9 protein-coding genes are annotated in these 12,725 nt (G+C 57.0%); all 9 read right to left on the bottom strand.

The window, feature by feature from the left end:
- Positions 1 to 129 precede the first annotated feature (129 nt).
- The 9 genes from M0808_RS00765 to M0808_RS00725 all read right to left on the bottom strand — a co-directional run bounded on the left by M0808_RS00765 (position 130) and on the right by M0808_RS00725 (position 12,688).
- The gene (locus M0808_RS00765; RefSeq protein WP_247839506.1) at positions 130 to 2,160 is read right to left on the bottom strand and encodes a pyridoxamine 5'-phosphate oxidase family protein; all 2,031 of its coding nucleotides are present in this window, start codon (positions 2,158 to 2,160) and stop codon (positions 130 to 132) included.
- A 60-nt stretch (positions 2,161 to 2,220) separates the two neighbouring features.
- Positions 2,221 to 2,847, bottom strand: a complete 627-nt coding sequence (locus tag M0808_RS00760; RefSeq protein ID WP_247839504.1) for a glutathione S-transferase — start codon at positions 2,845 to 2,847, stop codon at positions 2,221 to 2,223.
- 102 nt (positions 2,848 to 2,949) lie between these two features.
- Positions 2,950 to 3,876 carry a LysR family transcriptional regulator gene (locus M0808_RS00755; protein WP_247839502.1) on the bottom strand — a complete coding sequence of 309 codons (927 nt, stop codon included), beginning with the start codon at positions 3,874 to 3,876 and terminating at the stop codon, positions 2,950 to 2,952.
- A 329-nt stretch (positions 3,877 to 4,205) separates the two neighbouring features.
- Positions 4,206 to 4,637, bottom strand: a complete 432-nt coding sequence (locus M0808_RS00750) for a response regulator (RefSeq protein WP_210556238.1) — start codon at positions 4,635 to 4,637, stop codon at positions 4,206 to 4,208.
- Positions 4,634 to 7,072, bottom strand: coding sequence for a fimbria/pilus outer membrane usher protein (locus M0808_RS00745; protein ID WP_247839947.1), 2,439 nt, complete (start codon positions 7,070 to 7,072; stop codon positions 4,634 to 4,636). Before M0808_RS00745 ends, M0808_RS00750 begins: the two co-directional genes overlap by 4 nt.
- Before the next feature lie 211 nt (positions 7,073 to 7,283).
- Positions 7,284 to 8,027 carry a molecular chaperone gene (locus tag M0808_RS00740; RefSeq protein ID WP_210556236.1) on the bottom strand — a complete coding sequence of 248 codons (744 nt, stop codon included), beginning with the start codon at positions 8,025 to 8,027 and terminating at the stop codon, positions 7,284 to 7,286.
- A 72-nt stretch (positions 8,028 to 8,099) separates the two neighbouring features.
- The gene (locus M0808_RS00735) at positions 8,100 to 8,684 is read right to left on the bottom strand and encodes a fimbrial protein (RefSeq protein ID WP_210556234.1); all 585 of its coding nucleotides are present in this window, start codon (positions 8,682 to 8,684) and stop codon (positions 8,100 to 8,102) included.
- Between the two features lie 119 nt (positions 8,685 to 8,803).
- The gene (locus M0808_RS00730) at positions 8,804 to 9,451 is read right to left on the bottom strand and encodes a response regulator (RefSeq protein WP_247839499.1); all 648 of its coding nucleotides are present in this window, start codon (positions 9,449 to 9,451) and stop codon (positions 8,804 to 8,806) included.
- Positions 9,452 to 9,481: 30 nt separating this feature from the next.
- The gene (locus M0808_RS00725) at positions 9,482 to 12,688 is read right to left on the bottom strand and encodes a hybrid sensor histidine kinase/response regulator (protein ID WP_247839497.1); all 3,207 of its coding nucleotides are present in this window, start codon (positions 12,686 to 12,688) and stop codon (positions 9,482 to 9,484) included.
- Positions 12,689 to 12,725 lie beyond the last annotated feature (37 nt).

Raw genomic sequence — 12,725 nt, 5'->3', positions numbered from 1 at the left:
CACATCACCCTGTGGGAGCGGGCTTGCTCGCGAAAGCGGTCTTTCAGTAAACAATGATGTCGACTGATCTGACGCCTTCGCGAGCAAGCCCGCTCCCACAGGGGGGGTGTAGTGATTTCAAATGAGCCGTTAGAGATCTAGCACCAACAACTGCTCACTCTGCGCCGGCACCGCGCAACAAATCAGCACCTGCCCCGCTTCCGGCAGGTCTGCCGGGGGCTGTGGATAATTCACCGCGCCACTGACCAGACGTGTCTTGCAGGTGCCGCACGAACCTCCACGGCAACTGAACTCGGGGCGCAGGCCACGGCTTTCTGCGAGCTCCAGCAGACTGCCGCCGTCCGGCTGCCAGCGCGCCTCTTTGGCCGAACGCTCAAACATCACCGGCACAGACGTGATGGCCGCCGGTGGTTGCTCGATGACCGCCGCATCCGGGTCCGGCTGGCGCTTGAGCGTCGACGGGCCGAAGGTCTCGGCATGGATCCGCGCGTCGCGAATGTCCAGCTCGCGCAGACTGTCGTAGACACTTTGGGTAAAAGCGCCGGGCCCACAGACAGCAAAATCGATCTGGTCGTAATCTTCGACCTCCAGCAGATCACGCAGCAGTGCCCGATCAATGCGCCCATGGCGGTCGAAATCTTCGCCTTCATGCACGTCGGCCTCCGGCTGACTGAGCAGGCGAATCACCCGTACCGCATCGCCAGCACTTTCCAGCACGCGATCGAGTTCCTCGCGAAACGGCTGATCGGCCAGGCTGCGCGAACTCTGCAGCAACCACGTCGGCCGAATCCGCCGGGTGCGCAGACCTTGGTACACCACCTCACGCAGCATCGACAGCAACGGCGTGATGCCAACCCCCGCCGCCAGCAGCACCAGCGGCCGGTGTTCCAGTGGCGCCACCGTGAAGTGCCCCTGTGGCGCCCGTGCCTCAAGAACATCGCCGACCCGGATCTGCTGGTGCAAATGGCCTGAAACCAGGCCCTCGCGTTTCACACTGATGCGCAGGAAATCATCCGATGGCGCACTCGACAGGCTATAAGTGCGAATATGCGTTTCACCATCCAGAGTGAAGCGCAACGGCAGATGCTGGCCAGCCTGAAACACCGGCATCCCTGCGCCATCGTCCGGTTGCAGATAAATCGAGCGGATGTGCTGGCTCTCCCTTTCGATGCGGGTCACCCGCAGCGGCCGCCAGCGGTCACCCAGCGCTTTGGCCTGCAAACGTGCATCGGCCTGGGCCCAGGTGCCGGTCAGCAGACTGGTGGGCGACATGCCGTCGAAGCGCCAGCGCAGGGCCAGTGCCGCCGGGCGCCGCACCAGTCTCTCTACCTCGAATGTCCAGAGGCGCTCGGCGCCCTGGAACGCTTCGATCTGCGGCCCGTCGAGGATGATTTCGGTCCGCCCGCTCAGTTGCAGCACATCGCCTGTGGAAAAGTCGATGAACAGCAGGCCGGCCTTGGGATTGAGCAGCAGGTTGCCGAGCGTGTTGAAGTGCAGGTTGCCGGCAAAATCCGGGATGGTCAGACGATTACCTTCAACCCGGACAAACCCGGCCTGCCCGCCACGATGGGAAACATCCACCGCACGTTGTCCGTCCACATCGACGTAACTGGCGACAAAGAAGGTATCGGCGCTTTCGATCATGGCTCTGGCTGCGTCATCAAGACCGTCGTCGTGCTGCGCTGGCCGCGTCTGCGGATCGCTCAGCGGCACGCGCTGGAACTGGCGCAGTTGAATGTATTGCGGACAGTTGCCGAAAGCCTGATCCACGCTCACATCGAAACCCTGCACGGTCAGATTGTCGACATGACCGTTGAGGCGATTGCGGCGGCGGGTATGCAATTCAATGCCGAGCAACCCGATCGGCTCGCCATTGCGCAATTGCGCCGGATCATCGGCAGCGGGTTGGCTGGCGAAATGCAGATGCTCGGGATCAGGCGAATGCGCAAACCCCGGCGCGCCTTCGAGCACACTGGCCCAAGGACGCCCGTCGGTATCGACCGCGCCGTACAGCATGAACGGTAACTGCTCATAAAAGGCGCGGTGCTGATCCGGCATCCAGTCACGAATCACTTTTCGGCCGAAGGCCTCCATGCGCTCGGCAACGCCGACATGGGCCTGCAGTTGTTGCTCGCCAGCGTGCCACGGTGAACGTTCCATCACGCATCTCCCCGCGCCGCCGGCGCATTGTGGATAACTCGATCAGATCGGGCCGACCTCTCAGGCAGTCTTTTGCAGACCGGCGACCGTGCGCGGCATGCCGACAAAACCGGGCAAGGCTTCGATACGCGCCAGCCAGGCACGCACGTTGGCGTAGTCGTCCAGCGACACGTTGCCTTCCGGCGCATGGGCGATGTAGCTGTAGGCGGACACGTCAGCGATGGTCGGCTCGCTGCCGGCCAGATACGGGGTCTTGCCCAGTTCCACCTCCATCACTTTGAGCAGGTTGTGCGCACGGGTAATCGCTTCTTCAGCATTCAACTGTGCGCCAAACACCGTCACCAAACGTGCAGCAGCAGGTCCGAAAGCAATCGGCCCTGCAGCGGCCGACAACCAGCGCTGCACCTGCGCCGCGCCGACCGGATCGGTGGGCAGCCAGCGGCCATTGCCGTACTTGAGCGCCAGATACACCAGAATCGCGTTGGAGTCGGCCAGCACCACACCGCCGTCGTCAATCGCCGGCACTTGGCCAAAACTGTTGATTGCCAGATACGGCGCCTGCTTGTGCTCGCCCTTGGCCAGATCGACCAGGATCAATTCGGTCGGCAACTGCAGCAGGGACAGCATCAGCTCTACCCGATGGGCGTGGCCGGAACGCGGGAAGTTGTAGAGTTTGATCGCTTGCATGGTCGACTCCGCTGGAGAGGGCGCCGTTCGGGATGGCAGCGCCGATGGAGGCCATCTTCCACCCATCTTCAAATCAACAGAATCACCAGCAATCGCAATCAATTATTTCACTGGATGAAATAACGCCGCGTTCTGCAGCGCCGGATGTTCTCGCAGCACCTTCACCGCGTGGTCGACAAAACTGCGCACCCGCGCCGGTGCCTTGCGCCCGCCCTGATACACCACATGAATCGGCAGCGGAGGCAGTTCGAAATCGGCGAGGACAATTTCCAGTTCACCGGAAGCCACCTTGCCGGCGACCTGATAGGACAACACCCGGGTCAGCCCCAACCCCAGGCAGGCCGCAGCAATCGCCGCCTGGTTGGCGGTGACCACCAGCCGAGGCTCGGGTCGCACGCTGATCGCTTCGCCCTGATCCACAAACGGCCAGTTGCGCAACTGACCGATGGCCGAGGTCGCCACCACCGGCGCGCCGGCCAGCGCCTGTGGATGCTCGGGTCGGCCGTGCCGAGCCAGATAAGCCGGCGACGCACAGATCACCCGTCGCACTTCGCCGACCCGGATCGCGTGCTGATTGCTGTCCGGCAACTCACCAATGCGCACCGCGACATCGATGCCCTCCTCGACCATGCTCACCACCCGATCGACCAATAGCGCATTGATCGAAACGTCTGGATACTGCGTCAGATAACTGGTCATCAGGGGCGTGACAAACAACTCACCGAACAGAACCGGCGCGGTCACCGTCAATTGCCCACGGGGCTGGGCGTGACTGCCGGCCGCCGAATCCTCGGCTTCCTGCACCTCGGCGAGAATTCTCCGACAGTCTTCCAGATAACGCTGACCCGCTTCGCTCAGATGCACACTGCGCGTGGTACGGATCAGCAACTGCGTGCCAATACGCTGCTCCAGCGCTGCTACCGCGCGGGTGACACTGGCCGCGGACAAGCCAAGACGCCGCGCCGCCGCCGAGAAGCCCTGCTCCTGGGCCACGGTGGCGAAGATCTGCATTTCCTGGAAGCGGTCCATGGATGTCCTCGATTCAGATACAAAAATCGCAGCCGAGGCTGCGATTTTTGCGGGTCATGGGTGCTTACAACTAAGTCTGACACAAACACCCCAACAACCATTGGGCGAAACCGGAACGAATCGTACGCCGTATCACAATAAAGATTGACACCGCCACCCTGACTTTTCGAATAACGCTCTGACCTTCTTACATCATAGTTTGACACAACCAGTGTGCACGACTGCCAGACATTCTCATGAAGCGGCAAACGGCAGCGATACCAAGAACTAACAGAGGCGAGGAGTGATCGCTAGGTAGAGGCCATCGGTTGCCCACTGCATCGCACCCGTCAGCTCTGTCCCTGGTGACTTACCGTACTTCGTGTCGGCTCACCGAGATTGGGCGGATCAACTTTCTGGATCAGGCGCTTGATCGGTGTGCCCTCGGGTAATTGCATAGAACTGAAGACAATCCGCGCTTTCATCTGCGCGCCAAGTAGCGCTAAGCGGCATTCCGACACATTGTAGATGAAGGCTTGGCGGATTAGCGGATGGTCACGGCAAAAGATCAACAGATTAAAGCGGATGTTGGCCATCAAACTAGCATTGATCAATACCAGATCGAAGCTAATGTCGCCGTACTCCAGCAACATCAGCATATCCTCAAGATTCGATACCGGCGCGATGCCGTGATAGCCCTCGCGGTTGAAATTACGTTCCAGGCGTAGGCGCTGAAAGTGTTGTGGGTCGGCAATCATGATGCGCAAGGCTTTATTGGTCATGGGGCGCATATCAAAAGCACACGCTCATAGTTCAGGGCTTTGTTGCGCTCGGGCAAGGTGTAGGGCGCGAGACAGCGTTTGCCATCCCATTTGATAGTCAGAGTGGCTGAATCCTCTTCCACCAGCGCAAGGGCTTTACCGCTCGGGTCGGAAATGCCCAGTTGTTTACCCGCCGCATCCTCCAGCGCAGCGCCAAATGGAATGGCCTTGTTCTGCGCATCAAACAGCTCGAACTGCACCCGTCGACCGGTCTTGCCAATATATTGCGCCAGCACTACTGCGCCTCGCCTTGGTACGACTTGCTGGGTGGCATTATCGATCTCGATCTCCGCACCCAGATCCCGGGTATCCAGGCTGATCCAGTTCACACGATAGGGCTGAATGTTGGGCACGACGGCAAAGCCATTGGCGCCGGTCTCTGCACCGCTGTAGCTGCCGATTTTTGCGCCGGAAACGCCCGGCACTTCGGCCAAGGCAAAGGTTTCACCCACGGTCTGCCCCAGATTGATACCTCCGGCATGGGCAACCACAGAGCCGGCCAGGTTAAGGGTTTGCGAGGTGTAACCGCGCCCCTGGCTATAACCCGCGCTAATATCCGCAACCGAGGTGCGGGTGCTGATGTTGCCCGAGGCCGAGCTGCCACCGATGCTGCTGTTACCACCTTGCAGTGAGTAATAGGTATCGCTGGTTTCCGACACGTAACCGTTGATGCCGACTTGCGTGCTGCTGCTGTTCTTCTGCGTGTTGGCCGAAACAAAGGCCCGTGGCGCTCGGGGTTTTGAGCCCAGGGGAAACGACAGAGACAGGTTGATCAACGTGTCATTATTTGACGATCCGAAATCTCCGACGTCCTTAGTATAGGTCGCGCTAACGTTGTAGCTAACCTCACCCCAGTAGTTGCCATAACCGGTAGAAAGACTCTGGGAACCGCCGCGCCCCCAGTAACGCTGGTCGCTGGCGTTCATGTAAACGCTGCCATATTGCCGGTTGCGGCCCAAGCTCTGGTTGATGGTCAGGTCGGTACGAGTTTTTGAGTTGCCGAAGGGTTTCTGGCCATCGGCGTTGAGTTCCTCGACGTGGTTGGTCAGCGTTCGGTAGCCCTCGGTCGAATAGCGATAGGCCGCCAGGGTAAAGTTGGTATCGGTCCCGGTGAAAGTCTTGGCGTACAACGCCCGTAGGCTATTACCTTGCACCGTCTGGCCTACGGTAAGGCTGGAGGAGCGAGTCAGGTCGACGGAGACGGCACCGATCGGGGTGTTGCGACCCGCACCGACGGACAGTGCCTTGAAGTTCTCCGAGGCCTGGACACCGACGATTCCGGTGAGGTTGCTGTTGATCCCGTAGGCCAGGGTGCTGCTGACAAACTCCGGCGACGCCAAGCCATCATTGTTGCTGTTGTACTGGCCCGCGGACACGCTGTACTTCACCTGGCCTTCGCGGACCATGATTGGCAAGCTGGAAAACGCCTGCATCGTTACCCGTCGCCAACCATCGGCTTCGATGATGGTCACTTCCAGGTCGCCGTTGGAGCCGCTGGGATAGATATCGCTGATCTCGAACGGGCCCGGCGGTACGTTGGCGGTGTAGAGAATGTAGTTGTTCTGACGGATCTCCACCGTGGCGCTGGTTTCCGCCACGCCGCGAATGATCGGCGCATAGCCGCGTTCGCTATCGGCGCGCATGCCTTCATCGGAGGCCAGTTTCAGGCCGCGATAACGCACGCTGTCGAACAGGTCCGTGTCGGAAAAGATGTCGCCCGCAGAGAATTGGCCCTTCAGCGCCGTTACATCATGCTGCAAGAAGCTACGGTTGCTCTTGAAGGTGCTCGGCTGCCCCGTGGTGGTGCTGAAGTTCGACTCGTTACGCAGCCGCCAGCCGCCCAGATTGATCCCATTACGCAATCCCAGGTTATTTGAAAGCGCGGTGCTGTGATCCGAGCTGTTGCGGTTGCTGCTCAACTGATAGTTGATGAAGGCTGCCGGAACCCCCTGATCCCACAAAGCCGGGTCGATATACCCGCGCATACCTCTCTGCATGGCTATTTGCGGCACACTGGCCAACAGCCGCAGGCGGCTTGCGTCGTAGCGCAAGGTAGCTTTGTCGATAAGTGACGGCAAGTCGTAGCAGCCTTGCGGTACATTTGGGTTGATTTTGCCCGCCGCTTCCAGCTTGTTCATATCGATGCCCAGTTGCAGCAACATATCCAGGGTCAAGCAGGCTTCGACCTTGCCGTTCTTCGCGTTTCGTTGGAAGTCGATATCGCGGCGCCCCACCAGCACTTCGTTGCTGTAGAGGTCGACCCGGTACTGCCCCGGCACCACATTGTTGGCGGATAACAGCAACTGCAGATCCAGCGACGAGTGAGCGCCTTGCAGAAATGTGGTGTTGAACTGTTCGAGTTGTTCGGATTCTAACTCCTCCGCACCGACAAACATGGAGAGGGTGGTGGTAACAGCGACAAATAGCGTACTTAAAAGAGTGTAGGTACCCGAGTACCAAGTTTGGTCGCTCGCGCCTGAACCGGATCGGTTGCTTGGAAACAAAAGCATTTAAAGCACCTATATCACCTCCGATACGAACTTCTAAACGGAGCGAAGAGAAATACGGAAAAAGAATAAATTGGCCCTTATGGCAAGCGTATCAAAGCTACTCTTTATTCAGACTAGCCTGACTTGAGGCACCATCGGAAAGTTTTGCAATGTAACGATCTTGTGCACCGTAGTCGTTAATACTCGTAAACAGTAAATTTGGCGTAGCCGTGCTATTGAATTGTTTAACAACGAATTCTTTATTTTCGCCCGGCGCGATCATCGTTGAGTCTGCAGTTTGTTCGGTCATTGTTCCTGATTGAAGTTTTATGTCCGCCATGGACACGTGAAAGAGTCCTGTATTATTCACCGCCAAGACCGTTTTTCCGCCCCGATTCTCCAGGCGCCATAACAGTTTGGTCGGTGCCAGATAGGCATCTGCGCTCAACTCGACCGGACGGAAGAACACCTTGATGCGCTGGCGCACTGCGAGTTGCAATGTATTTTTCTCTTTCGAAGCCTGAGGGATTTCCTGAACATTGAGCCAGACTACCGACTCTTTATCGGATGGCATGCCGGAGCCTTCATAAATCACTCGCAATAACTGCTGCTCCTTACCTACCACTCGAGCCAACGGCGGAGTTACGGCAAAGGGTACCGATGTAACGCCAGGGGTATCTGTATCGAGCCAAGACTGGATCAATACGTCTTCACCGCTATTGCGCACGGTGATGCTAGCTTCCTTGTGCTTTCCGTCAAAGACCAGACGAGTAGTACTCAAGGAGATGCCAGCATTGGCTTGGGAAACAACTAAAACGCCCAGGAGGCCCAGGCAGAAAGATAGGGAGGGACGACGAAACATAATAATTACCGTTTGATTCAAGGCGTGCGCGGGGCCGATAAGCCCCGCACTAAGTCCGTTAATTCCCTGCGATTACTCGTATTGCAGGGTAAATGGCAGGGTTGCATCACCGCGACCTGCAACGGCAGTACCCGCTGCGCCGGTCGTGACGTAGACGGCGGAGAACTTTAGCGAAGTGCTGCCATCTTGCAGTTTGTTCTCGATTTTCGCGGTAGTAGGCGAGCTCAAGTTAATCAGCGCACCATTAGCATCGAGAAGAGCGATACCAATGTTCTTTGCAGCCCCCAGACCATCGACCAGGTTCAGTACACCATTGCTATCGACACCCGAACCGGTCCCTTTATTGGGCTCAAAGATCATAGAAACTTTGGCACCGGCGTTGCAGCTGATCTTCATATCGAAGTTTTCGGCACTCAGTCTGCCACTGCCAATTGGCGCGGCGGCCGTGCCCATGTCTTTGATCGACACTTCACCCATCGCTACGGAGATGGTCTTGTTGACGCCGGAGCCTTGTACAGAACATGCATCGTTGTTGATGATGCCGGAAAAGTTGATAGTGCCACTACCAGCTTTGGTGACGACTGGTTCTACTGCGAAAGCGCTACCAGTAGCTGCCAAAATTGACAGTGTCATCATTGCCAAGGAAAGCTTCTTCATTCTGATTACCATTGGGTGGATTGAGATTCTATTCGTTGCAGAAGCAAGATATAGAACCGACCCATACAGGAACATCAGACGATTCTTAAAGAAAAATAGACGGTGGGACGCGATAATTACTAATTGAAAATGTTGCGCTCGAAGCAGTATGCCAATAAATCTTGGTCACTATTAACTTCGAGTTTACGCATGGCAGATGTCTTTTGCGCACTGATAGTTTTTATACTTCTATTCTGGCCACGGGCGATGTCGGAAACACTTTGCCCGGACACAAACAAGCGTAAAATTTCGTGTTCTTTGGACGATAGCTTGGCGAATCGGTCATCCATAGATACGGCGGACTCGAGCACCGAGGTGGGTTCCGGTCCTAAACTTCGGAACGGATTGCCTTGGGCGACAGCCTTGAGCGCGACTTGAATTTCATTGTGCATTTGGCTTTTCTGGATGACCCCAACCACCCCCAGCTCATGCAACAAGGTCAAGATCAAGGGATTGGAAATCATGGTCAACACCAGTATTTTCAATGTTGGAAAGTTACGTTTGAGGTACTCAACCAATTTCAGGCCGTCACCATAGGGCGAGTCTGCAGGCATATTGAAGTCGGTGATGATCAGGTCAACAGACAGGCTCTCAAGCAGGTTGATCAACTGATTGGAACAGACCGCCTCCCCCACCACATGAAAGCGTTCGTCTCGCTCTACTAGCTCACGAACCCCAAACAGCACAATGGGGTGATCATCAGCGATGACAACATTTAGTTTTTTCATGACCAGTTACCCACAGTGAGATAGAGATTATTAGAGCCTATCCAATAAAGCGCTTAGTCGATCAAGTTGAGTGTTGACCTCCAGCGCGAGCGCCTGCGTGAAGGTCAGCCCCGTGAGCCGATGCTCCAGTTCGGCGAAGGCAATTGCCATGGCCCCAGCCTCTACAGCGCCCAAAGCTCCGGCCATGCTGTGCAGTTGTCGCGCAGCGGTGTTGATATCACCTCTGTCCAGAGCTGCAAGCGTAGCCAGCCTGTCCTTCTGCATAGTGCTGATAAACAGTTCACGCATTTTTGGCGAGAGCCGCACCGAGTCAACTGCAACTTCAGGCGCGAGGCTGTCACCCGCGACGGCGGCGTGCGCGGGCACTGCCATCTCGGAGTATTCCAATAATTGAGTGCGCAAGGCTTTCAGGTTCAGCGGCTTGACCATCCAGGCGTTCATACCCGCTGCAGCGCAGCGTTCGCCTTCCTCACGCAGAGCGTTAGCGGTCACACCGATAATGGGCAGATCCACATCATGTTGGCGCAGGGTCGCGGCGAATTCATAGCCATTCATGATGGGCATGTTGATGTCGGTCAACACAAGGTCGAACAGGCCAGGCAGCCACTGTGCGAGGGCCTGCTCGCCATTGGCCGCCAAAACGACTGAACAACCCAGGGCTTCCAGTTGTTCCTTGATTATCTGCGAGTTGATAGGGTTGTCTTCTGCCACGAGGACATGCAAGTTCAGGCTTCGGCTTCTTTCCGGCAGTGCTCTGTGGTCAGCCCGGTCGACACCCTGCTGCGCGAGGCTGATGCTCCAGGCAATGGCGCGCACATCATTGGCATCTACATTCCAGCCACTACCCGAATACTCAGGCGGGTTACTCCCATCGGCCATGGCGATAATCCGTGGTCCCGGCCAGGGTATTTCGTTGCCTAATGGCAGCATGTCCACCAGCAATGTTGACGGCCCTGCTTGCAACTGGCCGGAGCTAACCGATTGGGATTCAATACCCAGTCGGTTGAGCCAAGTGCAGAGATGTTGCGTCAACTCCTGCACTGGCGCCCGAACATAGACTGCCGGCGCTCCTGGCTCGAACTCGGGGCAATCGGCCAGTTCCCCCGGCAAGTGCTCAAGCGCCAATTGCAGAGTAAAGCTGCTGCCGAGACCCGGTTCGCTGACCACTTTCAACTGGCCAGCCATCAGCTCACACAGCCACCAGCAAATCGCCAGGCCTAACCCCGCACCCGAATCGTTGACTCCATCGCGGACTTGATAGAAAGGATCAAATAGTCGCGCCTGCTGGGCTTGGGCTATCCCCCGCCCCGTGTCACTGACTTGCCATTGCAGGCTGACGTTTGAGCCATCGGTTTGCAGTACTCGAACCCGCAACACGATCCGACCATGGTCGGTGAACTTGATGGCGTTGCTCAGCAGATTATTGAGTATCTGCCGAATCCGTAGTGGATCACCCCGAACCCGGTTCGGCAGCGTTGCGTCAATACAGGCATAGAATTGCAAACCCTTGGCTTGAGCGAACGCGCTGTAGGTACGTAGGGTGTCCTCCGTCAGTTCCAGAGGACAGAACTCATGAGACTCGATGGTCATCTGTCCGGACTCGATCTTCGAGACGTCCAGCACATCGCTGATCAACTGAGACAAATTCGCGGAAGAGCGTTGGATGGTGTGTAGATAGGCCTGCTGCCGCGGCTCAAGCTTGGTTAGTCCCAGCAGTTCCAGGGTGCCGAGTACGCCGTACAGGGGTGTGCGAATTTCATGGCTCATGGTGGCCAAAAAACGGGTCTTGGCCTCGTTGGCCGAGTCGGCCGCCCGACGGGCTTCCTCAAGGGCTGCTGCGTCCTCAATATGCCGGGTCACGTCGTGAAAGGCACAGAGCCAGGCGTCCTGGCCTTGATAACGAGTAGAAATGAAAGCGACTTGTAAATGGCGGCCATCAACTTCCAGATCGACCTGCCCTGGCTCGGTGAGGCCATGCTGTCGGCTGAGGGCGCTGATCAGTTGGGGAGTATCTTGCCATTGCTGGGCGCGCTGGTTTTCCAGCAACACCTTATGGTCGCCGCAGCGCACCACGTACAGGCCGGTTGGCGCGGTGTCGATCACGGCACGGCTGAATGCCTCGCTCTCGGCAACCTTTTGGTGAGCCTGATGTGCAGGGAGTACAACATGCCTTTTATACCAGCGATTGAAGGCCCAACCGCAAACCAGTCCCGTCAGCACCAGCGCAGCCATACAGAGCAATGGCCACAAGGCGTAATCCACAAAACTTTTGAAACTGATGGTGTAGATCGCCGTCCAGGCGTGTTCATCATGGTTGGTCAGTTTGAAGACCAGGCCGTCACGGTTGAAATTCATCCCTTCACGCAACATGCTCTCCGGTTCAAGTGCACCAATCAGCACTCTACCGGCCGGTGAAATCAGGGTGAATTGGTCGTAGATCGACCACTGCATAATTCGCTCAATGTTGTTGACCTGAGTCAGATTCAGCAAGGACGCGAGCGCCACCCGAGGACTGGCGCCTTCAATATTCGATGTTGTCGAAGCGAGATCAATATTGACGTAGCCGAGGAGGGTTGGCGTCTTCACGTCATCGGACGCTGCGCCGTACCGAACCCAATGAACCTGATTGTCCAACGTCTGGTCATGCAGTTGCTTCTTGACCTGCTTCACGACATCGCCAAATACGCCGCCCTGAATCTGCCCATCTCGACGCAGGTACCCGGTTGCCGGTACCGTGATATCGAAGTTGTCCGGTACGTTGAAAAGAAAGACCTGTGGTGACTGATAGTGCGACGCGGACCAGAACGCGCTGTAGTAATCGCTCAGGTGCGCGGCCAGGGCAAAGACTTTTGGTTGTTCGCTGGCCGCGATTTTATCGGTGGCGATTTTCACACTGAAGGGCAGCGAAAACGAAAACTGCTGCCCTTCATAAACATCCGGTCCTTGGTCGGGCAGTTTTTTTTGCTGAAACAGCGGCGAAATCCTGCCGTCCAGGATGGAGCTTTTTGCACCTTGCTGCTGGATAGCATTAAGGAAGGCTTCCTGTTCGCGAATGTTTTCCATCAGCCGGGCAAAATGAAAGCCCATTGTGTCACGCTGCTCTTCCAACGTGCGCTGCACGCCCAAGTAGCTGATGCCAACCAAGAGCAATACCAGCGCGCCGAGCACTATCAAGCCTTTATTCAGACGAAGAGAGCTGCTGGCAAGTTTCTCCAGTAATGAGTTGGAACGATTCATCGCACAGCCCCGCAGGGGGCGAGCCGATAGCCGTTGA

Origin of the sequence: Pseudomonas sp. MWU12-3103b, from assembly GCF_023100615.1 — a bacterium.
Lineage (GTDB): Bacteria > Pseudomonadota > Gammaproteobacteria > Pseudomonadales > Pseudomonadaceae > Aquipseudomonas > Aquipseudomonas putida_A.
This window is presented reverse-complemented; position numbering and strand designations above follow the sequence as displayed.

Coding starts and splice junctions, on each gene's coding strand:
- M0808_RS00730 (WP_247839499.1), bottom strand. CDS start 9,451: ATGAAAAAACTAAATGTTGTCATCGCTGATGATCACCCCATTGTGCTG.
- M0808_RS00725 (WP_247839497.1), bottom strand. CDS start 12,688: ATGAATCGTTCCAACTCATTACTGGAGAAACTTGCCAGCAGCTCTCTT.
- M0808_RS00760 (WP_247839504.1), bottom strand. CDS start 2,847: ATGCAAGCGATCAAACTCTACAACTTCCCGCGTTCCGGCCACGCCCAT.
- M0808_RS00740 (WP_210556236.1), bottom strand. CDS start 8,027: ATGTTTCGTCGTCCCTCCCTATCTTTCTGCCTGGGCCTCCTGGGCGTT.
- M0808_RS00750 (WP_210556238.1), bottom strand. CDS start 4,637: ATGACCAATAAAGCCTTGCGCATCATGATTGCCGACCCACAACACTTT.
- M0808_RS00765 (WP_247839506.1), bottom strand. CDS start 2,160: ATGGAACGTTCACCGTGGCACGCTGGCGAGCAACAACTGCAGGCCCAT.
- M0808_RS00755 (WP_247839502.1), bottom strand. CDS start 3,876: ATGGACCGCTTCCAGGAAATGCAGATCTTCGCCACCGTGGCCCAGGAG.
- M0808_RS00735 (WP_210556234.1), bottom strand. CDS start 8,684: ATGAAGAAGCTTTCCTTGGCAATGATGACACTGTCAATTTTGGCAGCT.
- M0808_RS00745 (WP_247839947.1), bottom strand. CDS start 7,072: ATGTTTGTCGGTGCGGAGGAGTTAGAATCCGAACAACTCGAACAGTTC.